At 67.7% G+C, this 24805-nt stretch carries 19 protein-coding genes, 1 tRNA gene, 1 pseudogene and 1 riboswitch; of the genes and pseudogenes, 7 read left to right on the top strand and 14 right to left on the bottom strand.

Annotated features, from left to right (window positions below; translation table 11 throughout):
- Positions 1-16 precede the first annotated feature (16 nt).
- Entirely contained in the window at positions 17-2455 is a 2439-nt protein-coding gene (hrpB, locus tag ACFOD4_RS16510) for an ATP-dependent helicase HrpB (RefSeq protein WP_379598156.1), read from the bottom strand.
- Positions 2456-2457: 2 nt separating this feature from the next.
- Between hrpB and ACFOD4_RS16515 the strand changes: the two genes are divergently transcribed.
- Positions 2458-4677, top strand: a complete 2220-nt coding sequence (locus ACFOD4_RS16515; protein WP_379598158.1) for a protein-disulfide reductase DsbD family protein — start codon at positions 2458-2460, stop codon at positions 4675-4677.
- 239 nt (positions 4678-4916) lie between these two features.
- Here the strand turns inward: ACFOD4_RS16515 and ACFOD4_RS16520 are convergent, their stop codons facing one another.
- Together ACFOD4_RS16520 and ACFOD4_RS16525 are read right to left on the bottom strand one after the other, a co-directional pair.
- A complete protein-coding gene (locus tag ACFOD4_RS16520) occupies positions 4917-6125 on the bottom strand; it encodes an OmpA family protein (protein ID WP_379598160.1) in 1209 nt (402 codons plus the stop codon).
- Between the two features lie 222 nt (positions 6126-6347).
- Positions 6348-6422, bottom strand: a tRNA-Gly gene (locus ACFOD4_RS16525).
- Between the two features lie 79 nt (positions 6423-6501).
- Positions 6502-6580, top strand: a riboswitch (SAM riboswitch).
- 58 nt (positions 6581-6638) lie between these two features.
- Here ACFOD4_RS16525 and metZ point away from each other — a divergent pair.
- Both metZ and ACFOD4_RS16535 read left to right on the top strand, forming a co-directional pair.
- Positions 6639-7829: pseudogene (metZ, locus tag ACFOD4_RS16530) on the top strand (O-succinylhomoserine sulfhydrylase); the annotation flags it as partial.
- Positions 7830-8044: 215 nt separating this feature from the next.
- Positions 8045-8794: a sulfite exporter TauE/SafE family protein gene (locus tag ACFOD4_RS16535; protein ID WP_379598161.1), complete on the top strand. Its 750-nt coding sequence runs from the start codon at positions 8045-8047 to the stop codon at positions 8792-8794.
- A 16-nt stretch (positions 8795-8810) separates the two neighbouring features.
- Here the strand turns inward: ACFOD4_RS16535 and ACFOD4_RS16540 are convergent, their stop codons facing one another.
- The 8 genes from ACFOD4_RS16540 to ACFOD4_RS16575 all read right to left on the bottom strand — a co-directional run bounded on the left by ACFOD4_RS16540 (position 8811) and on the right by ACFOD4_RS16575 (position 15870).
- Complete coding sequence (locus tag ACFOD4_RS16540) at positions 8811-9119, bottom strand: YciI family protein (protein ID WP_379598163.1); 309 nt, start codon at positions 9117-9119, stop codon at positions 8811-8813.
- Positions 9120-9225: 106 nt separating this feature from the next.
- Entirely contained in the window at positions 9226-10770 is a 1545-nt protein-coding gene (locus ACFOD4_RS16545; RefSeq protein ID WP_379598165.1) for an acetolactate synthase large subunit, read from the bottom strand.
- A gap of 185 nt (positions 10771-10955) precedes the next feature.
- On the bottom strand, positions 10956-11975 hold the full coding sequence (locus ACFOD4_RS16550; protein ID WP_379598167.1) for a cysteine synthase A: 1020 nt from the start codon (positions 11973-11975) through the stop codon (positions 10956-10958).
- Positions 11975-12610: a peroxiredoxin gene (locus tag ACFOD4_RS16555; RefSeq protein WP_379598169.1), complete on the bottom strand. Its 636-nt coding sequence runs from the start codon at positions 12608-12610 to the stop codon at positions 11975-11977. Before ACFOD4_RS16555 ends, ACFOD4_RS16550 begins: the two co-directional genes overlap by 1 nt.
- Before the next feature lie 124 nt (positions 12611-12734).
- Positions 12735-13040, bottom strand: coding sequence for a hypothetical protein (locus ACFOD4_RS16560; RefSeq protein ID WP_379598171.1), 306 nt, complete (start codon positions 13038-13040; stop codon positions 12735-12737).
- A gap of 153 nt (positions 13041-13193) precedes the next feature.
- Positions 13194-13871, bottom strand: coding sequence for an SCO family protein (locus tag ACFOD4_RS16565; RefSeq protein ID WP_379598172.1), 678 nt, complete (start codon positions 13869-13871; stop codon positions 13194-13196).
- Between the two features lie 59 nt (positions 13872-13930).
- The gene (locus ACFOD4_RS16570; protein WP_379598173.1) at positions 13931-14959 is read right to left on the bottom strand and encodes a ribonucleotide-diphosphate reductase subunit beta; all 1029 of its coding nucleotides are present in this window, start codon (positions 14957-14959) and stop codon (positions 13931-13933) included.
- A gap of 401 nt (positions 14960-15360) precedes the next feature.
- Positions 15361-15870, bottom strand: a complete 510-nt coding sequence (locus ACFOD4_RS16575; RefSeq protein WP_379598175.1) for a MarR family winged helix-turn-helix transcriptional regulator — start codon at positions 15868-15870, stop codon at positions 15361-15363.
- 130 nt (positions 15871-16000) lie between these two features.
- Here ACFOD4_RS16575 and ACFOD4_RS16580 point away from each other — a divergent pair, with 130 nt between their 5' ends.
- On the top strand, positions 16001-16426 hold the full coding sequence (locus ACFOD4_RS16580) for an organic hydroperoxide resistance protein (protein WP_379598176.1): 426 nt from the start codon (positions 16001-16003) through the stop codon (positions 16424-16426).
- 95 nt (positions 16427-16521) lie between these two features.
- Here ACFOD4_RS16580 and ACFOD4_RS16585 read toward each other — a convergent pair whose 3' ends face one another.
- Both ACFOD4_RS16585 and ACFOD4_RS16590 read right to left on the bottom strand, forming a co-directional pair.
- Positions 16522-17862, bottom strand: coding sequence for an LLM class flavin-dependent oxidoreductase (locus ACFOD4_RS16585; RefSeq protein WP_379598178.1), 1341 nt, complete (start codon positions 17860-17862; stop codon positions 16522-16524).
- Between the two features lie 224 nt (positions 17863-18086).
- Positions 18087-19979 carry a ribonucleoside-diphosphate reductase subunit alpha gene (locus ACFOD4_RS16590; RefSeq protein WP_379598180.1) on the bottom strand — a complete coding sequence of 631 codons (1893 nt, stop codon included), beginning with the start codon at positions 19977-19979 and terminating at the stop codon, positions 18087-18089.
- 304 nt (positions 19980-20283) lie between these two features.
- On the opposite strand from ACFOD4_RS16590, the gene ACFOD4_RS16595 reads away from it, so the two are divergent.
- The 3 genes from ACFOD4_RS16595 (at position 20284) to ACFOD4_RS16605 (ending at position 23268) form a co-directional block, all read left to right on the top strand.
- Positions 20284-20985, top strand: a complete 702-nt coding sequence (locus ACFOD4_RS16595) for a lytic transglycosylase domain-containing protein (RefSeq protein ID WP_379598182.1) — start codon at positions 20284-20286, stop codon at positions 20983-20985.
- A gap of 384 nt (positions 20986-21369) precedes the next feature.
- Positions 21370-22137 carry a response regulator transcription factor gene (locus ACFOD4_RS16600; protein ID WP_379598184.1) on the top strand — a complete coding sequence of 256 codons (768 nt, stop codon included), beginning with the start codon at positions 21370-21372 and terminating at the stop codon, positions 22135-22137.
- Positions 22138-22371: 234 nt separating this feature from the next.
- Positions 22372-23268 carry a response regulator transcription factor gene (locus ACFOD4_RS16605; protein WP_379598186.1) on the top strand — a complete coding sequence of 299 codons (897 nt, stop codon included), beginning with the start codon at positions 22372-22374 and terminating at the stop codon, positions 23266-23268.
- Positions 23269-23354: 86 nt separating this feature from the next.
- Here ACFOD4_RS16605 and ACFOD4_RS16610 read toward each other — a convergent pair whose 3' ends face one another.
- The gene (locus tag ACFOD4_RS16610) at positions 23355-24713 is read right to left on the bottom strand and encodes an HlyD family type I secretion periplasmic adaptor subunit (protein ID WP_379598188.1); all 1359 of its coding nucleotides are present in this window, start codon (positions 24711-24713) and stop codon (positions 23355-23357) included.
- Positions 24714-24805 lie beyond the last annotated feature (92 nt).

Below are 24805 nucleotides of genomic sequence, written 5' to 3' on the forward strand. Positions count from 1 at the left end.
GGCACGGCCGCGAGTTTCAGCCCCGCGGCCGCCAGGGATCCTCCGGCCAATCATGCTTCGGGTAGCGGCCGCGCATGTCCTTGCGGGCATCGGCCCAGCCACCGCGCCAGAATCCGGCCAGATCGGCGGTGACGGCGATGGGCCGTCCCGCGGGGGATAGCAGCGCCACCTGCAGCGGGATGCGTCCTCCTGCCAGCTTCGGCAGTTCCGCGACGCCGTAAAGGTGCTGCGCCCGGGCTTCCAGCCGAGGCACGTCGCCGGTGTAGTCGATGGCGGCACTGCGCCCACCCGGCAGGTCCAGGCGCGGCGGCAAATCGGCGTCCAGACGGCGCGGCAGCGGGTGGGGCGGCAGGGCGCGCAGCATGGCGACAAGATCCAGGCCACGCAGCTGCGACAGCTTGTTCAGCCCGGCGAGCCACGGCACCAGCCAGGCGCCGCCTTCCGCCGCAAGGGCTTCATCCGACACATCGGGCCATTCTCCGCCTTCCGCGCGGTGCATCCAGGCGAGGCGGGCGCGGGTCTGCTCGGCCGCTTTGCTCCAGTCGAGGTCGCGGAACCCGCGCGTGGCTGCCGCTTCCGCCAATGCCGCCGCCACCGCATCCGGGTCCGCATGGGGGAGCGTCGCCTCCTCCAGCACCAGCGGACCAAGGCGCAAGCGGCGGCGGGCAACCACGCTGTTGGTCCGGGGATCAAAGGCGGCCCCCTCCTCCCGCACCAGCCTGTCGGGGAACTTGGCTTCCAGCGCTTCCCGCGTCAGTGGCGCCGCCATGCGGATGCGGGCCTCGGTGCCGGCCAGTTCCAGATCGGCCACGGCCAGAAGCGGTGACTTGCCCAGCGGATCGGTGGCGGGCAGCCGCGCGCCCTGCCCTGAGCTCAGGCGGAATGCCCCATCCATGGTGCCGCGCTTGGCGGCAATGCGGTCGGGGAAACCGGCGGCCAGCAGCAGCCCGGCATCGCCATGCGGCTCGGCATCGCCCGGCACGCCGAGGCGGCGGCGGTGCAGCGCCACGGCACGGCGGATGCGGCCCAGCGCGCCGCGATCGGCATTCGGGTCGTCGCCGCCCTGCAACAGATCGAGCCGCAGACGGATGTCGGACGGAGCCTCGCGGCCACGGATCGGGTCCCGCTCTTCCAACAGGGCGGCGAGTTCGGCGGCCAGCGCCGCCTCCCCCTCATGCGCCGCCTCGGCCATCATCCGGGCCAGGCGCGGATGCGTGCCGAGCCGCGCCATGCGCCGCCCCATGGACGTGATGCGGCCCGCGGCATCCAGTGCGTCGAGGTCGCGCAGCAGGGTGCGGGCGGCGGCCAGGGTGCCGGCGGGCGGTTGATCGAGAAACGCCATCTTTCCGGGATCGGCGCCCCAGGCGGCGCAATCCAGCGCCAGGCCTGACAATTCGGATTCCAGGATTTCCGGCCGGTCGGATTGCGGCAGGCCGCGATGCAGCGCCTCGGTCCAGAGGCGGATGGCGACCCCCGGCTCCGTGCGGCCAGCCCGCCCTGCCCGCTGCTCGGCGGCGGCACGGGAAATGCGCAGCGTCGCGAGGCGCGATAACCCTGTCGCCGGATCGAGGCGGGGCGCGCGGCGGAAACCGCCATCCACCACGATGCGGACGCCCGGCACGGTCAGCGAGGTTTCGGCGATGGAAGTGGCCAGCACCACTTTGCGGCGTCCGGACGGGTTGAGTGCCCGGTCCTGCTCGGCGGGCGGCAATTCGCCATGCAGCGGCAGCACCTCGGCGTCGATCCCGCCCAGACGCTCCGCGGTGCGGCGGATCTCGCCCCAGCCCGGCAGAAAGGCCAGCACGTCGCCCGGATGGTCGGTCAAGGCGCCCCTTATGGCCGAGGCCATGGCTTCCGGCAGGTCGCGCCCGTCGCGGAGGTCACGCTGCCGGTATTCAACCACGACCGGATATGCCCGGCCCAGGCTCTCGATCACCGGTGCATCCAGCAGCCGTGCGAAGCCTTCGGCTTCCAACGTCGCGGACATGGCCAGCAGCCGCAACTCGGGCCGCAGCGCTCGCTGCAGGTCGATGCAAAGGGCCAGGGCGAGGTCAGTGTCGAGGTTGCGTTCATGTGCCTCGTCGAACAGCACGGCGGCGACGCCCTCCAGCCCGGGATCGGATTGCAGGCGACGCACCAGCAGCCCTTCCGTCACCACCTCCACCCGCGTCGCGTCCGACACGGCGCGGTCCAGCCGCGTCACCACTCCGACGGTGCGGCCCAGGGGCTCCCCCAACAGGTCGGACATCCGGCGGGCGGCGGCGCGGGCAGCGACGCGGCGTGGCTCCAGCACCAGGACCTTTCCGCCCGCGACCCAGGGCTGGTCCTTCAGCATCAGCGGCACGAGGGTGGTCTTGCCGGCGCCGGGTGGCGCCACCAGCACGGCATTCGAGCCGGCGCGAAGCGCCTCCGCCAGGCGCGGCAGGGCTTCGGTGACGGGGAGTTCTGGAAGCATGGGTGCCCAATAGGGCAATTCGGCCACAGGTGGTATCGAGCCACGGTCCTGCAACGCTTCGTCACCAGCAGGGCCTTTCCCTGGCGGCGCGGATCGGCTTCATCCGGAACATGCCGCGCCTCATTTCGGCCATCCAGGCATCGATCCTGGTCGCGCTGGGCCTATTAAGCCCGGCCCTGCCGGCCTTTGCGCTGGAGAGCGCGCCTGCGCGCACGGAGCGCGCCACCATGTCCCTGGTGGCGGAGAGCGCGGCCGTCGCGCCCGGCCAGCCCTTTCGGCTGGGGCTGAAACAGGTGCTGGCGCAGGATTGGCACACCTACTGGCGCAATCCGGGGGATGCCGGGGCTCCACCGGAGCTGCGCTTCACCGCGCCGGCCGGTCTTCAGGCTGGAGAGTTCCAGTGGCCGGCGCCACGCGCCATCCCCTTCGGACCGCTGATCAATTACGGCTACGAGGATGCGGTGCTGCTGCCACTCTCGGTAACGCCGCCCGAGGGATTGCGGCCTGGCGACACGCTTCGCCTCGAAGCCCATGCCACCTGGCTGATCTGCAAGGATATCTGCGTTCCGGAGGAAGGTCGGTTCCGGCTCGACATCCCGGTGGAGGCGGCGGCGCGGCCAGATCCCGCCCAAGCCGCCGCCTTTGCAGAGGCCGATGCCGCAATGCCCCGTTCCGCGCCCTGGGAGGCACGCCTCGGCTTCGAGGGTGACCAGGGGGCGCTGCGGCTGGACAGCCCCGACTTCTCCCTCACCACCCTGCAGGAAGCCCAGTTCCTGCCCGAGAACCCGGCACTGATCGACCATGCCGCACCTCAGGCTCCCCAGGTGCAGGAGGGCTCGCTGCGCCTTACCCTGCGGCGTCCCGCCCTGCCCATGCCTGAGGGCCCTGCCCCCGGGGTGCTGCTGCTGACCGATGGAGCCGGCAACCGCAGCGCCTACCAGATCGCGCCAGTGCCGGGCCAGGTTCCGCCGCCGCTGCCGAGCGATGCCGAGGCGATGCCCTTGTGGAAGGCGCTGCTGCTCGCGGCGCTGGGCGGGCTGGTGCTGAACCTGATGCCCTGCGTGTTTCCCATCCTGGCGATGAAGGCCATGGCCCTGGCTCGGCTGGGAGGCGCCGAGCGCGCCGTGCTGCGTGGCCACGCCGCCAGCTACACGTTGGGCGTGGTGATCTCCTTCCTCGCACTGGGCGGTGCCATGGTGGGGCTGCGCATGGCGGGCATGGCCGTGGGCTGGGGTTTCCAGTTCACCTCGCCCGTTTTTGTGGCGGGCATGAGCTGGCTGATGCTGGCGATCGGGCTGAACCTTTCCGGCGTGTTCCGCGTCGGTGCACCGACGGGTACGGGATCGGAGCTGGCGGCGCAGGGGGGGCATTTCGGCAGCTTGGCCACCGGCGCATTGGCGGTTCTGGTGGCAACGCCCTGCACCGCTCCCTTCATGGCGGCGGCGATCGGTTCGGCCATGGTGCTGCCATCCCTGGAGGCGCTCGGTGTGTTTGTTGCGCTGGGGGCTGGCATGGCGGCGCCTTATGCCCTGCTGGGATTATGGCCCGGCCTGGCGCGCGTGCTGCCGCGCCCCGGAGGCTGGATGGAAACGCTGCGGCAGATCCTGGCCTTCCCCATGTATGGCGCCGCCCTCTGGCTGCTCTGGGTGCTGGCACAGCAAGTCAGCGCCACCGGGCTGGCCGCGGCCCTGGCGGGCGCGCTGGCGTTGGGCTTCGGTGCCTGGGCACTGGGCGCGGCGCAGCGGGCGCGGCGGCTGGGCGGTCGCTGGCTCGCCGGCGGAGTTGCCGGCATGGCGGCACTGGCGGCCCTGGCCATGCTGCCCTCCCTGGTCGGTAGCGCCGTCCCCGCGCGCGACACCGCCCTGACGCTGGCGGGAGCCGAGCCGTGGTCTGACGGGCGGCTGGCCGATTTGCGGCAACAGGGTCGCCCCGTCTTCGTGAACATGACCGCAGCCTGGTGCATCACCTGCAAGGTCAATGAGCGGGTGGCGCTGAGCCGCGCCTCCGTGCGCGAGGCCTTCTCGGAGCGCCGCATCGCCTTGCTGGAAGGCGACTGGACCGATGGCGGCCCGGAAATCGCGGCCGTGCTTCGGGCCCATGGGCGGGAAGGCGTGCCGCTCTACCTGCTGTATCCGGCGGGTGGCGGGGACGCCAAGGTGCTGCCCCAGGTGCTGACCGAGGGAGGGTTGCTGCAGGCGCTGGAGCTGGCTGCCCCGCGTTGAGGGACCGCCGGTGCAGGAGACCCGGACGCACATCTCGCGGCCTAGGGTAACAGCAGCCCGACAGTCACAGATCGGCGACGCAGTGCGGCCGGTGCCTTGATCCTCGTGCTGCAACAGCACCGGGATGCTTCCGCAGGAAAGGTGTCAGTGGCCATCCCGCCCCCCCAGGCAGGCTGGAACAAAAAAGGCGGGGTGGCCGCTTGGCCACCCCGCCCTGGTTCCGGATCGACGCCGGCTGCTTAGCGCAGCACGATCTCGACGCGGCGGTTCTGCGGCTCGCGTACGCCATCGGCGGTCTGCACCAGCGGACGGCTCTCACCGAACGCTTCCACCGAGATCGCCGAACGGGAAACGCCCAGGCGAACCAGCTCGGCAGCGACGGCCTCGGCGCGGCGCTGCGACAGGCGCTGGTTGTACTGCGGCGAGCCGGCGCGATCGGCGTGGCCGGCCACTTCGATGCGGGTCGCCTGCACGCGGCCGGAGTTCTGCGCAGCTTCGGAGATGATCTGGCGGGCACGGTCCGTCAGGTCGGCACGGTCGAAGTCAAAGAACACCAGGTAGGTGCGGGCGGGAGCCGGAGCCGCGGCCGGAGCCGGGGCAACCGCGACCGGCACCGGCGGCGGAGCCTGGTTGAAGGCGTAGCGCACGCCGATCATCGCAGAGTGGTTGTGCGCCTGGTCAACCTCGTAGGAACCGCCGGACACGATGCCGCCAGCGGGGTTCCGCACCGTGCCGTCGAACTTCGACTGCAGCGTGCCCGTGTAGCGATACTCGGCCGTCACGGCGAGGCCCGGCACGGCGGTGATCGGGAAGGCCACGCCGGCCATGCCCTGATAGGCGAACTGGCCGGTGGTATCGTCGATCTGCACCGTGTTGGCGCCGGCCGGCAGGCGGGTGCCGCGCGCGTTCAGGTCCGTCCACATGTAGCCGACGCCGCCACCAACATACGGCACCACCGCAACCGGCATGTTGGGGAACCACTGCGGCAGCTGGAAGTCGTAATAAACGTTCGCGAAAACGCCGTACTGCTGCATCTCGCCGTCGATGTCGCGGAAGGCCACGCCCGGCGCGCCGCCGGCGCGGTTCTGGAATCCGCCCAGACGATCCAGGTTGTTGTAGCGGTAGCTGCCTTCGATCTCGGTGCGCAGGCCGTTGCCGAAGCCGTAGCCGACGGCGAGCGAGCCAATGAAGCCTTCCTCAAAGCCGGTGTTGCCCTGGTTGTTGCCCGAGGTCCCGGCGAAGTAGGCGTCGTTGCCGCCCTGAGCCGTCAGGCCGCGCGCGTCGGAATGGTTCCAGCCAGCGCCGGCGCTCAGATAGACGCCATTCACCGGCTCGGCGGCAGGGTTGGGGATGTAGGAGGTCGGCGAGTACCAGGGCGACCCTTGCGCAAGGGCCAGTCCAGGGATGGTCAGAAAAGTCGCGGCAAGCAGCGAACGGGAGAAACGCATGGCAGAGTCCTCGGTAGCCTTAGGCGGTATTGCTTTCAGGTATGCACCGCCAAATGGTTGTTGAAGGCCCCTGGTTGCTCCTCCCAAATGCGTGTGCGAAGCACTGTGGCTTTCAAGACACAGCCGCTGGGAGTGCCGAGCGGGCACAAGGTGCCGCGGACGGCGGAGCATGGCTTCGGGCATCTTGCCTGACCCGAGGCTCACTGGATTCTAGGGGAGCGGTGGAGCGGGCGATGGGAATTGAACCCACGACATTCAGCTTGGGAAGCTGACGTTCTACCTCTGAACTACGCCCGCATCTGGATCGGTTCTAGCCCGGCCTTGTGCGGGGAGCAAGCCGGGCGTAAGGTCGGCGCGTCCCGTCGACATCCGTTTGCACCGGGGCGCTCGCGATTTGACCGGCCAGCTTGCGGCGAGCTTAAACAAACGCGCTAAACGGCCGTGGCGGAGCCTATGGGATTCCGCCCGACCGGGCCGGTTTGTGCGAACCACAAGCCCGAGAGTCGTCTGACGATGGCCAAGCCCCCCTCCTCCCGCCCCCTCCGGCCCGCGACGCAACTGGTGCGCGGCGGGCAGATGCGGACCAACATGGACGAGACGGGCGAGGCGCTCTTTCTGACCTCGGGCTTCGTCTATGACAGCGCGCTGCAGGCCGAGCAGACCTTCACCGGCGAAGTGGAGCACTACCAGTATTCCCGCTTCGGCAACCCGACGGTCCAGATGCTGGAAGCGCGCCTTGCCGCGCTGGAAGGCGCCGAAGCCTGCCGCGCGACCGCCACCGGCATGGCCGCCGTATCCTCGGCCATGCTGGCGCACCTGAAGTCCGGCGACCGGGTCGTGGCGTCCCGTGCTCTGTTCGGCTCGTGTTACTGGATCGTCGCGAACCTGCTGCCCCGCTACGGCATCCAGACCGAGTTCGTGGACGGCACAGACCTTGCTCAATGGGAGGCCGCCTTCAAGCGTCCTTGCCAGATGGTGCTGCTGGAAACGCCATCGAACCCGATGCTGGAGCTGGTGGATCTGCGCGCCGTCTGCGACCTCGCGCACAAGGCGGGCGCGCTGGTGGTGGTGGACAATGTGTTCGCGACGCCGCTGCTGCAGAAACCCATGAAGTTCGGCGCAGACATCGTCGTCTACTCCGCCACCAAGCATTTCGACGGCCAGGGCCGCGTTCTCGGCGGAGCCGTGCTGGGGCCGAAGAAGTGGGTGGAGGAGGTGCTGCAACCCTTTATCCGCAACACCGGCCCGGCCATCTCGCCCTTCAATGCCTGGGTGATCCTGAAGGGGCTGGAAACGCTGCATCTGCGCGTGCCGGCCATGTGCCGCTCGGCGGGAGCCATTGCCGCCATGCTGGAGGAACGGGCGGAGGTGGAGCAGGTCTGCTACCCGTATTCGGCCAGCCATCCGCAATACGAGCTCGCGAAGAAGCAGATGTCGGCCGGCGGCACGCTGGTGTCCTTTTCGTTGAAGGGCGGCAAGGCCGCGGCCTTCCGGTTCCTGGACGCGCTGCGCATCGTGGACATCTCCAACAACCTGGGTGATTCGAAAAGCATGATCACTCACCCGGCGACCACCACCCATATGCGCGTCGCCGCCGAGGAACGCGCCAGGCTCGGCATTTCGGATGGCGCGGTGCGGCTCTCGGTCGGGCTCGAGGATGTGGAGGATCTGGTGGAGGACATCGCCGCAGCCCTCGATGCCATGGCCGGTCAGCAGGCCCCGCGCAAGAAGCCGTTGGCCCGCCTGGTGGTGGAGGAAAGCGTGGGCCCGGCGAAGCCTGCATCCCGGACGCGCGCGGTCAAGCCGCGCGCGGAAAAGGCGGCAGGCAAGGCCGCAGAGCGCCCGCCCATCGAGGCAGCGGCGATTCCGGCCGAGCCCGAGCTGTTCCCCGCACCGGCCCGTAAGCGCCGACGCGGCTGATGCCGGAAGGCGCCGGCCTGGCCGTGACCCTGGTCACGGCCCTGGTGGCCGGGCTGGCGCGGGGCTTTTCCGGATTTGGCGGAGCGCTGATCTTTATTCCCGTGGCTAGCGCCTCGCTTGGTCCCACCGTGGCGGCACCGCTGCTGATGCTGGTGGACAATGTGCTGGCAGTGCCGATGGTTCCCCGCGCATGGGCGCGCCTGGGCCGGGCGGGACTGCGCGAGATCGGCACCCTGGTGGCGGGCGCCCTGCTCGGCGCGCCGCTCGGCACCTGGGTACTGACGCGCGGCGACCCCGCCGCCCTGCGCTGGGCCATGTGCACGCTTGTTCTCGCGATGCTGGTGCTGCTGGCTTCAGGCTGGCGCTACAGGGGCGCCGAGCGCCCCTGGATCTCGGTGTCGGTGGGCGCCCTGTCCGGCCTGTTCTCGGGCACGGCGCAGATGGGCGGCCCGCCCGTTGTCGCCTACTGGCTGGGCGGTGCGATTCCGGCGGAGCGGGTGCGTGCCAACATCGTGCTGTTCTTTGCCGCCAGCGGGCTGATCAGCTTCTTCGCTTATCTGGCAGCCGGGCTGCTGGACACCGCGCTGCTGGGCATCGCCCTGACCGTTGCACCGGCCTATGCCACCGGGCTTTGGCTCGGCGCCCGCCTGTTCCCACTGGCCAGCGAGGCGCAGTTCCGCCGCGCCTGCCTGGGGTTGATCGGGCTGGCCGGCCTGATCGGCCTGCCCGTCTGGGACCGGTTATGGTGATGGGGCGGTCGCTGGCTCAGGGCGCCGGCGGCAGGAAGCTCTTGCCGTCCAGATAGGCCTTGCGCCAGCGCATCACCCGCGTTTCGCCGAACAGCCCGGCGCCGCTGAACGGATCGGCCGCGATAAAGGCCTCGGCCTCGGCGCGGTCCTCGGTATCCACGATGTAGAGGCTGCCGATGCCCTCGCCCGTGGCATCGTCCAGCAGAGCGCCGCAGGCCAGCAGCTTGGCCGCGTTGTCGGCCAGGAACTTGAGATGCGCCGGGCGGGTGGATTGCCGCAATGCGGTGGTGCCGGGCTTGTCGGTCGCCTGGATCATGTAGGGCATGGCTTTGATTCTTCCTGAAGGCATGACGAGCGTAGAGCAAACGGGAGCGGTGGAGGGAGAGGCCAAAGCATGGCAGCGGAAGGGGGCCGGGCCCCCTTCCCACGCCTCAGATCACAAGCTCGATCACGAAGGGCGAATCGGAGGCGAAGGATTGCGCCATGAGGTCGCCGCACTGCTCCAGCGTGGTGGCGCGCGCCGCCTCCACGCCCATGCCGTTGGCCAGCTTCAGCCAATCGAGATCCGGGTTGCCGAGATCGAGCATGCTCATCGCCGTCGGTCCCGGATTGGCGCCGACGTTGCGGTATTCGCCGAGCAGAATGGCGTATTGCCGGTTGGACAGCACCACCGTGGTGACGGGCAGCCTTTCCCGCGCCTGGGTCCAGAGCGCCTGCAGCGTGTACATGCCGGAGCCGTCGGCCTGCAGGTTGACGACCCGCCGCTTGCCGCCTGCGCCCACGGCGGCGCCGGTCGCCAGCGGCATGCCGCAGCCAATGGCGCCGCCGGTGATCTGCAGCCAGTCATGCGGTGGCGCCCCATGCGTCTCAGGGTAGAAGCCGCGCCCGAAGGAGACGCTTTCATCGGCGATGATCGCGCCTTCTGGCATCAGCGCCGCCAGGGTGCGGGCCAGACCCTCCGGCGTCGGCGCACCGCGCGCGACCTCAGGGCGCGGACCAGGATCGCGCACCGGCGCCTCTGCCGCGCCGAGTTCATCGACGAGGGCGCGCAGCGCGGCCAGCCCGTCCTCCTCGTAGCGGGCCAGCACATGCACCTCGGCCGTCTCGGGGTAGTGGATGCTGGGCTTGCCCGGATAGGCGAAGAAACCAACCGGCGCCTTGCTGTTCACCAGGATCAGGTGCTCGACATCCTTCAGCGCCTCGATCGCCACATCCACCGGATAGGGCACGCGCTCCAGCTGCGGGCGGCCGCGGCCGCGCTCGACGCGGGCATTGGATTGCTCGCCCAGGACACGGGCGCCCTTGGCGGCGGCGGCGATCCGATAGGCCAGGATCTGCGGCTCGGCCCGCAACGCCTTGCCCCCCAGCAGGATCAGCACGTTGCGCTTCTCGCGCAGCACCCGCGCGGCATTGCGCACCGCCAGGGGGTCGGGCGCCGGGGTGGCCGGCACCGGCAGAGCCTCGGACGGCTCCGCGCCCTCGTTCCAGGCGGTGTCGGCGGGCAGGATCAGTGTGGCGATGCCGCCGGGCGCGGTGCGTGCGGCCTGAACGGCAACCGCCGCGTCGGCCCCCACCTGCGCGGCCTTGGTCGAGGTGCGCACCCAGGCCGAAACGCCGCGCGCCCAGCCCTCGGTATCGGCGGTGAGCTGCGCGTCGAAGGGGCGATGATAGGTTGCCTGGTCGCCCACCACATTGACGATGCCGCTGCGGGCGCGGCGCCCGTTGTGCAGGTTGGCCAAGCCGTTGGCCAGGCCGGGGCCGCAATGCAGCAGCGTCGCGGCCGGCTTTTCCGCCATGCGCCAATAGCCATCGGCCATGCCGGTGACGATGTTCTCCTGCAGGCCCAGCACGCAGCGCATGCCGGGAATCCGGTCCAGCGCTGCGACGAAATGCATCTCGCTCGTGCCGGGATTGGCGAAGCAGGTGTCCACACCGGATTTCAGCAGGCTGTGGACCAAACTCTCGGCGCCGTTCATCGGGCCTCCCCCCATAGATCAAGACGGGGCGAAGGGTGGCCGCAAAAGGCGCCGCGGCCAAGGGGGAGCGGAGCCGTAAATGCGATTGCGGACGCAGGCGCTGCGGGCAGGCCGCCTGAAACCAAGGCAGGAAGCGCTGTTTGCCGGCAGGCCGGGAGTGAGGGGGCAATCCCCTCAGCCTCCTGTCAGCCGAGCCAGTGCGGCAGGGGCAGCTTCTTCTCGCGCAGGAAGTCCGGGTTGAAGAGCTTTGACTGGTAACGCGCGCCGCCGTCGCACAGAATGGTCGCGACCGTGTGGCCCGGGCCCAGTGCCTTGGCGACGCGGATCGCCGCGGCGACGTTCAGCCCGGCGCTACCGCCGACCGAAAGCCCTTCCTCGATCAGCAGGGAAAAGACCTGCTCCAGCGCCTCCGCGTCAGGGATGGTTTCGGCACCGTCGATCGGAGCGCCTTCCAGATTGGCGGGAACGCGCGCCGCCTGGCCGATACCCTCGGTGACCGAGGAACCGGGCGTCGCCTTGACCTCTCCGCGTTGCACCCATGGAGCGAGCGCGCTGCCTTCCGGGTCAGCCAGAACGATGCGGATGCCGCTGTTCTTCGCCTTCAGCGCCCTCGCCACCCCGGCGAGCGTGCCGCCGGTGCCGCAGGAACAGGTGAAGGCATCGATCCGGCCACCGGTCTGGGCCCAGATCTCCGGGCCGGTCGTTGCCTCATGGGCACGCGCATTGGCCAGGTTGTCGAACTGGTTGGCCCAGACGGTGTGCCCGTTCCTGGCCATCATCTCCTCTGCCAACCGGCGGGAAACATGCACGTAATTGCCCGGATCGGCATAGGGCTTGGCCGGCACCAGCCGCAGGTCGGCGCCGATCATGCGCAGGAAGTCGAGCTTCTCACGGCTCTGCGTCTCGGGCACGACGATGACGCTCTTCCAGCCACGGGCGCTGGCGGCCAGCGCCAGCCCAATGCCGGTGTTGCCTGCCGTGCCTTCCACCACCACGCCGGGCTGGCCAGGGGTGAGCACGCCGCGCTCCACCGCATCCTGAAGGATGCCCAGCGCCGCCCGGTCCTTGACCGAGCCACCGGGATTCATGAACTCCGCCTTGCCGAGGATGGTGCAGCCGGTCAGTTCGGAAGCGCGCCTCAACCGGACAAGAGGGGTGTTGCCCACCGCCCCCCAGAACCCGTCGGCAATCAGCGGAGTCTCCATCAGGATCCCTTCACATCCACCCAGCGGAGATAGGGCTTCTGCGCGTCCCATCCCTGCGGGAAGCGTTCCTTGGCGGCGGCATCGTCCAGGCTGGGCACGATGATGGCCTTGTCGCCGGGCTGCCAGTTCACTGGTGTCGCCACCTTGTGCTTATCGGTCAGCTGCAGGCTGTCGAGAACCCGCAGCACCTCGGCAAAGTTGCGTCCGGTGGAAGGCGGGTAGGTGAGCGAGAGCCGCACCTTCTTCTGCGGATCGATCACGAAGACGGTGCGCACCGTGACGGAGGGGTCCGCCTCCGGATGGATCATGCCGTAGGCTTCCGAGACCTTGCGGTCGGAATCGGCAATCATCGGGAAGTTCACGGCCTGACCCTGGGTTTCGGCGATGTCCGCATCCCAGCCCGCATGGCGTTCGAGCGTGTCGACCGAAAGACCGATAATTTTGGCGTTGCGACGTTCGAACTCAGGCTTCAACCGCGCCGCCTCACCCAGTTCTGTGGTGCAGACCGGGGTGTAGTCCTTGGGATGGCTGAAGAACACAACCCAGGAGGAGCCGGCCCATTCATGAAAATGGATGGGCCCGGCGGTGGTCTCAGCCGTGAAATCGGGCGCGATCTGCCCCAGCTGGATGCTCATTGCGGCGTCCCTTTTCTTCACAGGCATCAAGCAAATCACGCCCGCAATGCGTGGTCAACGTCCGCTCATTTCACAGGCAGATCGCCGGCGTAATGAAGCTCGTCGACACGACCCCGAACCTATTCTACGCCACGAATTCGTTGGTTTCGTCGCTGTCCGGATGGCGCAGCAACCAGAGCCGCTCATGCGCCGCGACCAGGCTTTCCATGTTCTTGCGGCGGTTGTTGTCGGCCTGCACGGGGCGCCGCGTCAGCATCTTCTCCAGGATGCGGAGCAGCTCCTCCGCCACCTCGAAATCATTCTGGTCGCAGGCTTGGTGGAAGGCGATCAGGATCTTATCCGATAGCCGGCGCGTATGGCGCGGCGTCGCGGCCGGCCCCCGCCCGGTCGCTTCCCGTGTCGATCGGTCATCTGACCAGTCTTCCGCCATGGGGCGATTGCTCCTTGTTCGTGTTCCTGGCCAGTGGCCAAAAGGCCGCGACTCGGCTTTCGGCCGCAGGCCCCTCGCTCACAGGATCGCGCGATCCGCGACAGTAGGTAACGGCTTAATCCCAGAAGCGCAGTATCTCTGTCCAGACTCCCGTCAAGATTGCGAGAGTTGGGCCCGGATCGCTGCCGCGATCGCCTCCGGTGCCGATTGAGGGCGCAGCAAGGTGCGTACAGCCCCGCCTCGGCCGATCAGATAGATGTAGGACGTGTGGTCGACGAGGTACTCGCTCATCTCTGGGCGCTGCACCTTGGCATAGTAGACGCGGAAACGCCGGGCCGTCTCGGCGACCTGCTCGGGCGTACCGGTCAGCCCCACCATCCGCGGGTGGAAATTGGTAACATAGGCGCGCAACTGATCGGGCGTGTCGCGCTCGGGGTCCACCGAGAAGAGCGCGGGAGTCACCCGCGCCGCCTCCTGCTCATTCAGCAAGTCCATCGCGGCGGCGATGTTGCCCAGTTCGGTCGGGCAGATGTCGGGGCAGTAGGTGAAGCCGAAATAGGCCACCATCAGCGTGCTGGCATAATTCGCCTGCGTAACATTGCGCCCCTGCTGATCCACCAGAGCGAAGGGGCCGCCCAGCGTCATGCCTTCCGGCAGCACGGTACCCGGGATACCGGGCTGAGGGACCTGCTGCCCAGTAAGCCAGGCGATGTTGCGCATAAAGGCGCCGCCCAGAGGCTCGCCCGGTTGCCGCCCGAACCAGGCGGCGCCCCATAGGCTGCCGAGGCCCAGAATAAGAAGAAGAACGGTGATACGGATCGCGCGCTGCATGATCCGCTTCATAGCCCGCACCCTGCCCGCCAGGAAGGCGGGGAGGGCCACGGCCAGCCTTAGCGCGGCAGGATCTGCCCTTCGGGCTGCTTCTCGGCGAACACCCCGTCGGCGAAGGCTTCCTCCCAGCTGCCCTGGGTGCTGGCTTTGGAATACTCTGTCGCCCGACCCTCGAAGAAATTCATGTGCTCCACAGCATTCAGGATCTCGTCCAGCCAGGGCAGCGGGTTCTTCTCAATGCCGTAATGGGCATCCAGGCCCAGTTGCTGCAGCCGGCGGTCGGCGATGAAGCGGATGTACTGCTTGATGTCCTCCGGCGTCATGCCCTGCACCCCGCCTAGCTCGAAGGCGAGGTCGATAAAGGCGTCCTCGTGCTCGACGATGGTGGTGCAGATCCCGGTCAGGTCCTGCCGGAACTGCTCGGTCCAGATCTCGGGATTTTCCTGGATGAAGGTGCGGAACAGCCGGATCACGGAGAGGCAGTGCAGCGTTTCGTCGCGCACCGACCAGGTCACGATCTGCCCCATGCCCTTCATCTTGTTGAAGCGTGGGAAGTTCAACAGGATGGCGAAGGAGGCGAAGAGCTGCAGGCCCTCCGTGAAGGCGCCGAAGGCGGCAAGCGTCTTGGCGATCTCGGTCTTGTTCTCGACCGAGAAGGTCTGCATGTAATCGTACTTGTCCTTCATCTCCTTGTATTTGAGGAAGGCCTGGTACTCGGTTTCCGGCATGCCGATGGTGTCGAGCAGGTGCGAATAGGCCGCGATGTGAATCGTCTCGATGTTCGAGAAGGACGACAGCATCATCAGCACTTCGGTCGGCTTGAAGACCTGGCTGTAGTACTTCATGTACGCGCCGTTCACCTCGACATCCGCCTGGGTGAAGAAGCGGAAGATCTGGGTGACGAGGTTGCGCTCCACCTCGGTCAGGTTCTTCTGCCAGTCCTTTACGTCGTCGGCCATCGGCACTTCTTCCGGCAGCCAGTGGACCCGCTGCTGGGTCAGCCAGGCGTCATAGGCCCAAGGGTAGCGGAAGGGCTTGTAGACGGGGTTGGCCGTCAGCAGGTCCATCTTCTCGGGCGCGTCGGACATCGTGGGTGAACTCCGGTGGTCGGGGGCGGCGGCTCCGTCTTCGCGGACGAAGCCGGCCAGTGCCGTTCAGGATCGGGGAAGCCGCGTCGCCATGGCCTGCCCCGTGAACAAAGTCTCCGCGGGCGACTCCGGCGAGGCAGCGCCTCGCCGCGGTTATAAGCCGGCGGCCCATGGATGGCGACCCGGTGGCCGGCGCCCCGGCAGGGCACCCGGACTATCAGGTGCTCGTACGGGAAGGTGGCGTCCAGGATAATCGCCTCTAATCCGCCACCGCCTCGGCCAGCTGAGCAACGCTCTGACGGCTTCCGCGAAGCCGGCGCTGGCGCATCCGGAAGGGAGGCCCATAGCCGGCCGAAGCCTGCTCCGGAGGCGCCCTGCAGACTGCCACTTTACCCTCCAGATCAGGAGCTCGCTGCCTTTGCGGCTGAGGGTGGCCCACGCTTGAGAAACGGATCTGGGCTGAGTGGCTGACACGACGCTCGCAAGCGCCCGGCCACCGCCGCGAGCTGGTCGCGCAGCGCGGCCACTGCATCCTCGGCCTCTCCCAGCGCGCAGCCCAGCGCCTGCCGCACCCCAGCCGCGCGGACTTGCAGCGCCTGGCCTTGGGGAGTGAGACGCAGGCGGATCTGCCGCTCATCCCCGGGATCGCGCATGCGGTTCAGCAGTCCGGCGCCTTCCATCCGTTTGAGCAACGGTGTCAGTGTACCAGAATCCAGATGCAGCCTTGCGCCGATCTCCTTCAGGCTCTGGGCGTCCCGCTCCCACAGGATCAGCAGCACAAGATATTGCGGATAGGTCAGGCCCAGCGGTTCCAGCAACGGCTTGTAGGCAGCCGTAAAAGCATGATTGGCGGCGTACACGGCAAAGCAGAGATTGTCTTCGAGGGGCGTGCAGGATGGTGTTGGGGTCATGGGGCCTCCAGATGCGGGCCTTGGCCCGAGCCGCAACTAGCCGAACATTCTTCTTGCGTCCAATTCCATTGTGCGCCATTTAATCGCACACGCTCATCCGATGCTGTGGGCGCATCAAGGAGAAACACCGATGCCTGTGGACGTGAAATACACCACCGAGGCTACCGCCACCGGCGGCCGCGAAGGCGCTGCCCGCACCCATGACGGCGCGCTGGACGTGAAGCTGTCCACCCCCAAGGAACTGGGCGGGGCCGGAGGCAGCGGCAACAACCCGGAGCAGCTTTTCGCCGCCGGCTACGCGGCCTGCTTCCTCGGCGCCATGAAGGCAGCCGCGGCGCAGGAGAAGCTGCGGGTGCCGAACGATGCAACGGTCACCGCCAAGGTCGGCATCGGCCCCCGCTCGGAGGGTGGGTTCGGCATCACTGCCGACCTGACCATCACTCTTCCCGGGCTGGAGCGCTCGCAGGCGGAAGCCCTGGTGGAGAAGGCGCACCAGATCTGCCCGTATTCCAATGCTACCCGCAACAATGTGGCGGTCGGCCTGACCGTCGCCTGATCAAACCCGGAAGGGCATCCGGCTGCCGGACCGCCCTATCCGTGCGTCACGGCTTCTGTTCGCCTCGGCGGCAGCACCGCCTGCCGGCCAGGGGATCAAGCCGTGACGGCATCGCGGAAGAAGCGGTTCTCCGGTCGCTTCAAGCCCAGATGGTCGCGCAGCGTGCTGCCGGCGTAGTCACGGCGGAAAATACCCCGCCGTTGCAGCTCCGGCACCACCAGATCCACGAACTCGTCGATGCCGTCCGGCACGTGCGAGAACATGACGTTGAAGCCGTCGCTCGCCTCCGTGGTCAGCCATTCCTCCATCTGGTCGGCAATCGCGCGCGGCGTGCCGACCATGGCAAGACCCGCATAGCCGCCCAGGCGCTGCGCGAGTTGCCGGACCGTCAGCCCTTCCCGCGCCGCCAAGCGCAGAACGCGCTCCCGTCCGCTCTGGCTGTCGTTCGTCTGCGGGATCTCGGGCAGCGGTGCGTCCGGGTCGAAGAGCGAGGCGTCATGGCCGAGCGCGATGGAGAGTGAGGCGATGCCACTCTCGGCATGCACGAGGCTGTCGAGGCGGGCACGCTTCTCCTGCGCCTCTTCTTCCGTTCGGCCAATCACAACAAAGGCGCCGGGCAGGATTTTCAGCGAATCCGGCGCGCGGCCGAGCTTCGCCATGCGCGCCTTGATGTCGGCATAGAAGCGGCGCCCCTCCTCGATGCTGGAGGTGGCGCCGAAGATCACCTCGGCGGTTTCGGCCGCCAGCTGGCGGCCGGCCTCGGACGCACCGGCCTGCACGATCACCGGCCAGCCCTGGATGGGACGCGCGATGTTCAACGGGCCGCGCACCGAGAAATAGGGCCCCTTGTGGTTCAGCACATGCAGCTTGTCGGGATCGAAGAAGACGCCGCTCTGCGTGTCGCGCAGAAACGCGTCGTCGGCCCAGCTATCCCAAAGTCCCGTGACCACATCGAAGAACTCGCGTCCACGCCGATAGCGTTCGTCATGCTCCATGTGTTCTTCCAGCCCGAAATTCAGCGCGGCATCGGGGTTGGAGGTGGTGACGATGTTCCAGCCGGCCCGTCCCCCACTCAGGTGGTCCAGCGACGCGAACCGTCGTGCGACCAGATAGGGCTGCTCAAACGTGGTGGAGGCGGTGGCGATCAGCCCCAGCCGCTCCGTCGCCGTGGCCAGAGCCGGCAGCAGAGTCAGCGGGTCGAAGGAGGTCGCGGTGTGGCTACGCTTCAGCGCCTCCACCGGCATGTTCAGCACGGCCAGGTGGTCGGCCATGAAGAAGGCGTCGAAGCGTCCCCGCTCCAGCGTCTGTGCGAAGCGCTTCAGGTGGGCGAAGTTGAAATTCGCGTCGGGAAAAGCGCCGGGGTAGCGCCAAGCGCCAGTGTGAATGGTGGTGGGGCGCAGAAAGGCCCCAAGATGCAGCTGGCGCAACTGTGCCATGGCAAGGCTCCCATCGGGATGCGGTTGCCTGCGATATGGGGAGCCTCCGGCGCGGCCGTCAGAGTGCCGGATGCCAGGAAGGTCTCTGCCTGTTCCAGCCGATCCGATATCTGGCCCGCCCGTGTGCGGGAAGTCGCATGTCGTGCCGGGAGCGTTGGGGAGGGCCGCGCCCTGTCTCCGGCACAACGGCGTTGGAAGAGGCCGCTAAAGACCTCATCGAAGGCTTACTGACAGGCGAGACATTCCTCGTAGTTTGTCCCGCCCCCGGACACGGCCTCTGTCATCAACGAGGGTGCATCGGGCAGCACGGCGGCCACGCTGTTGGCCGCGGCGAAGCCCAGCGCCGGCTGCGTCCCTACCTTCTCGCTGATCGTGTCGGCGCGCTGGATGGAGAGCGAGCGGCAGTAATAGAGCGACTTCACGCCCTTCTTCCACGCCTGGTAGTGGATCTGGTGCAGGTCGCGCTTGTGCACGTCGGCCGGCAGGAACAGGTTCACCGATTGCGACTGGCAGATGAACGGCGTGCGGTCAGCCGCGTGCTCAACCACCCAGCGCTGGTCCAGCTCGAAGGCGGTCTTGAAGACGGCCTTTTCCTGCTCGTCCAGGAAATCGAGGTGCTGGACGCTGCCCTTGGTGACGGTGATGTTGGTCCAGGTCTCGTCATCGTCGCGGCCATGCCGGGCCAGCAGCTTCTTGAGGTACGGGTTGCGCACGATGAAGGAGCCCGACAGCGTCTTATGGTTGTAGACGTTGGCGGCGATCGGCTCGATGCCTGGCGAGGCGCCGCCGCAGATGATCGAGATCGAGGCGGTGGGCGCGATCGCCATCTTGTTGGAGAAGCGCTCGTTGAAGCCGTACTCGGCGGCATCAGGGCATGGGCCGCGCTCATCGGCCAACATGCGGGATGCGGCGTCGGCCTGCTCGCGAATGTGGCGGAACATCTTCTTGTTCCACACCTTGGCGATGACGCTCTCGAACGGCACGTTCTGCGACTGCAGGAAGGAGTGGAAGCCCATCACGCCGAGGCCCACCGATCGCTCGCGCATGGCGCTGTACTTGGCGCGCGCCATCGAGTCCGGCGCCTTGTCGATGAAGTCCTGCAGCACATTGTCGAGGAACCGCATCACGTCGGGGATGAACTTCGCCTCGTCCTTCCACTCGAACCAGGTCTCGAGGTTCAGCGAGGACAGGCAGCACACCGCCGTCCGTTCCTGCCCGTGCTGGTCGCGGCCGGTGGGCAACGTGATCTCGGAGCAAAGGTTGGAGGTCTTCACCTCCAGCCCAGCCAGCTTCTGGTGCTCCGGCTGGGCGCGGTTCACATGGTCAGAATTGATAATGTAAGGCTCGCCGGTCTCGATCCGGGCCATCAGGATGCGGATCCACAGGGACCGGGCCGACACCTTCCGCACCACCGCGCCGTCCTTCGGCGAGCACAACGCCCATTCCTCGTCCGCTTCCACCGCGCGCATGAAGGCATCCGGAATCAGGATGCCGTGGTGCAGGTTCAGCGCCTTGCGGTTTGGGTCGCCGCCGGTAGGGCGGCGCATGTCGATGAACTCCTCGATCTCCGGGTGGGAGACCGGCAGGTACACCGCCGCCGAGCCGCGCCGCAGCGAACCCTGGGAGATCGCCAGCGTCAGGCTGTCCATCACCCGGATGAAGGGGATGATGCCGCTGGTCTTGCCGTTCTGCCCGACCTTTTCGCCGATCGAACGCAGATTGCCCCAGTAGGAGCCGATCCCGCCGCCCTTGGAGGCCAGCCAGACATTCTCGTTCCACAGCCCCACGATGCCGTCCAGGCTGTCATTCGCCTCGTTCAGGAAGCAGGAGATCGGCAGGCCCCGCGTGGTGCCGCCATTGGACAGCACCGGCGTCGCCGGCATGAACCAGAGCTTGGAGATGTAGTCGTAGATGCGCTGGGCATGCGCCGCGTCATCGCCGTAGGCACTGGCCACGCGGGCGAACAGGTCTTGGTAGGACTCGCCTGGCATCAGGTAGCGGTCGTCCAGCGTGGCCTTGCCGAAATCGGTCAGCAGCGCATCCCGCGTGCGGTCCACGCGCACCTGGCCGTGGCCGGCAAGCTGGATATCGGCGTCGAGCTGAACGGAATCGAGCAAGGCGAAATTCCCTGAAGAGGCGGGTGAACGGCGGCAGGTTTGCACTCTGCGGCCGCTGGCTTCAACACCTGTTTCATCCAGATATGGTATGTGGAAATTGCCTGCGCCCACCACAATTGGGCTTGCAGTGGCATTGCACGACCACCGACTCCGTGCACGGAAAGGGAGGAGCCTCGGCCTGCAGCGAGGCGGAGGCCTTTCGGCCCCACCCTGGGATGCGGCAGGATCTTGTGCGGTGTGGCCCTGCGGCCTCACTCCGCTTTCTGAACACGCTGTCACAGCCGCCTTGCACGAACCGGATCCCATGAAGCCCTTCTGCCGGAGCCTTCTCGCCGCCGCGCTGATTCTTCCGCTTGCAGCCGCGGCGCCGGCCGAACGGGAAGCCCTGGATGCGGTCGCGGCGGATTGGGGCGCCTGTCGCCGGGCCATCGGCGCGACCGAACCGGGCTCCGGGCTGCCCCCGGGGTTGCTCGGCGCCATTGCGCTGGTGGAGACGGGACGGGCCGGTCCCAAAGGTGCCCCCTCCCCCTGGCCATGGTCCGTGAATGCGGGAGGAGACAGCCACTACGCCAACAGCAAGGCCGACGCCGTGGCCATGGTCCGGGCGTTGCAGGCGGAAGGTCGGCGATCCATCGATGTGGGTTGCATGCAGATCAACCTGCTGCACCACCCGGAGGCCTTCGCGTCGCTGGAGGAAGCGTTCGATCCTGCCGCCAATCTGCGCTACGCGGCCCGCTTTCTGCACAGCCTGCACGTGCAATGGGGCGACTGGGGCACGGCCATTGGCCGCTACCATTCCGGGGAGGCCGATCGCGGGCTGGCATATGGTCGCCGTGTAGCGCTGGCCCGACTGGGCAGGGCCTGGACGAATGGCGGGCCAGTGCCCCTGCCATCCCAGGCGCTAGGCGATCTGTGCGCTCCTGGCCTGCGGCCGATGATGGTGCTGCGGCGAAACGCGGCCAAGCCTCGCCTGGTGTGCCAGAGAGCCGGACGGACTTCCCGTTGAGCGAAGAAAGCCCGACCTGATCCATCACAAGCTGAACAATAACAATCCTGCTGGTGGAAGATGTATTCGGAGCTTCTCTCCTGCGATAGCAGAAATTAAAGATGAAAGATCCGTAACCATTCCGGCCTGGAGTGATCTACGGGGCAAAACAAACATATCTGTCCTTCAGTCGAACACACGCATCATGGGATGCGCCGTGGCTCATCAATCAAGAGCCATGCCGTTGTTAAAATCAATTTGAAGAAAACTCTATCGTTACGATTTGCGAACAGGGCCGATTTATGGTCCCGTCTGCCCCGCGGAGAGAAAACTCTCTACAGGCCGGCAACACGCCCGGCCCATCAGCCCGACGCCCTACGACGCGGCGGGTCATGGGAGGCAAAGATGACGATGCTGGATCAACCGGACCAGTCAGGATGGCATGTCCTCCTGCTGGATCGTTTCCCCCTCAGACGGGCAATCTTCAAAAGCTTCCTTGAGAACAGTGCCCAAGCCGAGGGCCAGAGCTGCACTGTGGTAGAGCAGGAGCAAGGCGGCCTCCCCGCGCCGCCCGTATCGGTGATTCTTGTCGATCTTGGTGGCTTAGCCGGCGTTTCGCCGGAGTTGCCGCAGATGCCCGCCGACCCGAACCCGCCGCCCATGGCGGTGATCGCCGATCACTGCGGGGCGGAAGAGGTAGCCGCCTGCTTCGCCGCCGGGGCACGGGGCTTCATCACCACCACCATGTCACCCCAGGAAACCGTTCGTGCCCTTGAGTTCATCATCGGTGGCGGCGTGTTTTTCCCGCCTGAGGTGCTGCTGGATTGCGCCACGCCTGCCGCACGGGATTGCGAACCCATCATGGCTCAAATCGATCCGGTGGATGAAAGCACCTTCACCCTGAGGCAGCGCGAGGTGCTGGAACAGCTGCGGCGGGGCTATTCGAACAAGTTGATCGGGCGGGAGCTGCAGATGTGCGAGTCCACGGTGAAAGTCCATGTGCGTCAGATCATGCGCAAGCTCGGGGTTTCCAATCGCACTCAGGCCGCGCTGCAGGCGCTGACCGCGCCGGACATGAGCTCCGGCCAAGCCGCCGCCGTGGCCGCCATGGCCAGCCTTCTGCCGGTGGGGGAGTTGGCGGCGGCCGAAGCCGCCCTACCACTTCGGGTGTAACTCCGGAGAGCCCGCCGGTTGCGCCATTATGTACCTGCAACCCGACCTGCATATCTCCGAATGGGCGATCCACTGCAGTGATACTGGTCGGGTTGGTTATCCTTCTGCGCCCGTTCTCGCCATCCCGTGACACGCGCATAGTCTTTCTCGACCGTCAGGCAGGGCCGCGACCCTTCGGCCGTGGCACTCCCTTGCGAAAGCCTTGCCAGGCGGCAGCATCATTGAGGGTGGAACGTGCAGCAGGCTTTGGCTGAGCAGCAGAACGCTGCCGTCGTGCTGGTGGATCCCCGGCCGCTGCGCCGGACAGGGTGGGTCGGCCTGCTTTCCGGCTGGGCCGAAGCCAACGGCCTGCGCATCGAGGCAGCCGAGCCCGATGCCATCGCCGGCTTGTCCAACCCTGGCGCGGCCTATCGCCTCGCCATCCTGAGCCTGGGCGCGACATCCCTCCAGGACCCCACGGCCTCAGCCTGGCTCGCGGCCATCATGGAAGCCGTGCCGCAGACGCCCTTGGTGGTGGTGTCCGATCTGGAAGATGCTTCGGAGGTGGTGGCGGCCTACCGCGCCAAGGCACGCGGCTTCGTACCTACCACAACCGAGCCCGAGGTGGCGTTGCGCACCTTCGCCTTCATCATGGGCGGAGGCTCCTTTTTCCCGCCAACGGCGCTGTTCGGCCGCTCAGAACAGCGCCAGGGCCAGGAGGCTTCCGCCCGACGGCCGGTCGAGGCCCCCATCCGCACCGGGCGGAGCGACCTCACGGGCCGGCAGGGCGTGGTGATGGAGCACCTTGCCGCCGGGCTGACCAACAAGGCGATTGCCCGTCTTCTCGGCATGCGCGAGTCCACCGTGAAGGTCCATGTGCGGCAGATCATGCGCAAGCTCGGCGCCACCAACCGCACGCAGGCCGCCCTGGCGGCGGCCTCCGCCGAGCCCGCGGCCGCCAAGGCGCTGGGCATGAATGGCGAGGTGCCGGCGCCGGAAGCGATCCTGGCCGAGCATCCGCGCACGCCGGCATCGGAGCCACTCCCGTTGCCGCCTGGCCGCACCGCGGGGGACGGCGCCGAGCCGCGCCGCTCCCTGCCACAGGTGGGGTCCGGCACACCGGTGGTCCGGCTGATCACCCGCAGCTCGTGAACGGCGCCTTACGGCCGGTGCGGCCGGGCCAACCCAGCCATTCCGGCACTGCTGCACGGGCAGTGCCGGGCCTGGCTCCGCAGGCCCTAGACCTCGCGGAAGGATCGGCGGAAAGCGGACATGAAGGGTTCCAGCAGGTATTCCACCATGGTGCGGGAACGCCGCACCACCAGTACCTCGGCGGGCATGCCGGGCACCAGGGTCACCTGATCAGCCACCACGCGCAGCGCCTCCTTCCCGACCTCCACCCGCGCCAGGAAGTAGTCCTGCCCGGTGGCCTGATCGGTCAGACGGTCGGCCGAGACGGTGCGCACCACCCCGTCGATCCGCGGCAATCCCCTGCTGGAATAGGCGGTGAGCCGCACCTGCACCGGAAGACCCGCCTGCACCACATCGATGTCGAGCGGCAGGATGCGCGCATCGATCAGCAGCGATTCCTCGGCGGGCACGAGGTCTAGGATCGCCTCCCCGCCCCGGATCACGCCCCCCAGGGTGGTGAAGCGCAGCCCCACCACCGTGCCGCTGACAGGCGCCGTCACAACCGTGCGCTTCAGCACATCCTGGCTGGCCTGCAGACGCTCGCTGATGTCGGCCAGTTCGGGGCGCAGCTTCTCGAGCTGATCGGCGACGCCATCCAGCCGATCGGCGTCCTGTGACAAGATCTGCATTCGTGCCTCGCCGATCGCTTGCCGCGCCGTGGCGATGGCGGCCAGGTGCTCGCCCCGCCGGCCGTCGATCTCGGCTTCGGCGCGCTGCAAGCGCAGCACCTCGGGGCGCGGCACCAGACCTTGCCGCAGGAGCTGGTTCTTGCCCTTCAGTTCATCGGCGATCAGGGCAAGCTGCGACGCGGCGCTGGTTACCTGCGCTTCCAGACCACGGATCTGTTCCTGCGACTGCTCGATGCGCTGCGCCAGCACCTGGCGCCGGCTGGCATGGGCCAGGCGCCGGGCCGCGAACAAGGCCTGCTGTCCGGCCAGGATGGTGGCCAACTCTGGGTCGCCGCCGCTTTGCAATTCCGGCGGGAACACCAGTCGTGAGGCGTCGGCCTGCTCGGCCATCAGCCGTGCCTCGCTGGCCCGCAGCGTGCGGTAGCGGTGGCGCAGCGCGTTCAGCACGGCCCGTGCCTGCAGGCTTTCCAGCACCACCAGAGGCTGGCCAGCTGCCACCGTGTCACCATCGCGGACACGGAGCTCACCGATGATGCCGCCTTCCAGATGCTGCACTGTGCGGCGATGCCCATCCGGGCTGATGACCCCGCTGGCAATGGCGCCACCGGGGATCGGCACCAGCAGCCCCCAGGCCAGGAAGCCGCCCAGGAACACCAGGATCAACAACAGTCCGGCGCGGGCCGGACCCCGCAGCACGCGACGCAACGCCTTGGCGGGCGCGACCTCGGCCGGCAAAGGAGGCGGCGGAGGCCGAAGGGCGGGAAGCTGGGTGCTCATGTGATTTGGCCTCCTGCCAGAGCGGCATCCGTTTGCCTCGGCTCACGTCATCCGCCACGGCTGCTTTTCTCGGCGGGCGTTTCCACCCGATC

The sequence above is a fragment of the Teichococcus globiformis genome (genome assembly GCF_042646265.1).
In the GTDB taxonomy this organism is placed as follows: Bacteria; Pseudomonadota; Alphaproteobacteria; order Acetobacterales; family Acetobacteraceae; genus Pseudoroseomonas; species Pseudoroseomonas globiformis.

Coding starts and splice junctions, on each gene's coding strand:
- ACFOD4_RS16550 (WP_379598167.1), bottom strand. CDS start 11,975: ATGGAGACTCCGCTGATTGCCGACGGGTTCTGGGGGGCGGTGGGCAAC.
- ACFOD4_RS16560 (WP_379598171.1), bottom strand. CDS start 13,040: ATGGCGGAAGACTGGTCAGATGACCGATCGACACGGGAAGCGACCGGG.
- ACFOD4_RS16555 (WP_379598169.1), bottom strand. CDS start 12,610: ATGAGCATCCAGCTGGGGCAGATCGCGCCCGATTTCACGGCTGAGACC.
- ACFOD4_RS16585 (WP_379598178.1), bottom strand. CDS start 17,862: ATGGCACAGTTGCGCCAGCTGCATCTTGGGGCCTTTCTGCGCCCCACC.
- ACFOD4_RS16595 (WP_379598182.1), top strand. CDS start 20,284: ATGAAGCCCTTCTGCCGGAGCCTTCTCGCCGCCGCGCTGATTCTTCCG.
- ACFOD4_RS16540 (WP_379598163.1), bottom strand. CDS start 9,119: ATGCCCTACATGATCCAGGCGACCGACAAGCCCGGCACCACCGCATTG.
- ACFOD4_RS16535 (WP_379598161.1), top strand. CDS start 8,045: ATGCCGGAAGGCGCCGGCCTGGCCGTGACCCTGGTCACGGCCCTGGTG.
- ACFOD4_RS16545 (WP_379598165.1), bottom strand. CDS start 10,770: ATGAACGGCGCCGAGAGTTTGGTCCACAGCCTGCTGAAATCCGGTGTG.
- ACFOD4_RS16610 (WP_379598188.1), bottom strand. CDS start 24,713: ATGAGCACCCAGCTTCCCGCCCTTCGGCCTCCGCCGCCTCCTTTGCCG.
- ACFOD4_RS16600 (WP_379598184.1), top strand. CDS start 21,370: ATGACGATGCTGGATCAACCGGACCAGTCAGGATGGCATGTCCTCCTG.
- ACFOD4_RS16520 (WP_379598160.1), bottom strand. CDS start 6,125: ATGCGTTTCTCCCGTTCGCTGCTTGCCGCGACTTTTCTGACCATCCCT.
- ACFOD4_RS16580 (WP_379598176.1), top strand. CDS start 16,001: ATGCCTGTGGACGTGAAATACACCACCGAGGCTACCGCCACCGGCGGC.
- ACFOD4_RS16565 (WP_379598172.1), bottom strand. CDS start 13,871: ATGCAGCGCGCGATCCGTATCACCGTTCTTCTTCTTATTCTGGGCCTC.
- ACFOD4_RS16570 (WP_379598173.1), bottom strand. CDS start 14,959: ATGTCCGACGCGCCCGAGAAGATGGACCTGCTGACGGCCAACCCCGTC.
- ACFOD4_RS16575 (WP_379598175.1), bottom strand. CDS start 15,870: ATGACCCCAACACCATCCTGCACGCCCCTCGAAGACAATCTCTGCTTT.
- hrpB (WP_379598156.1), bottom strand. CDS start 2,455: ATGCTTCCAGAACTCCCCGTCACCGAAGCCCTGCCGCGCCTGGCGGAG.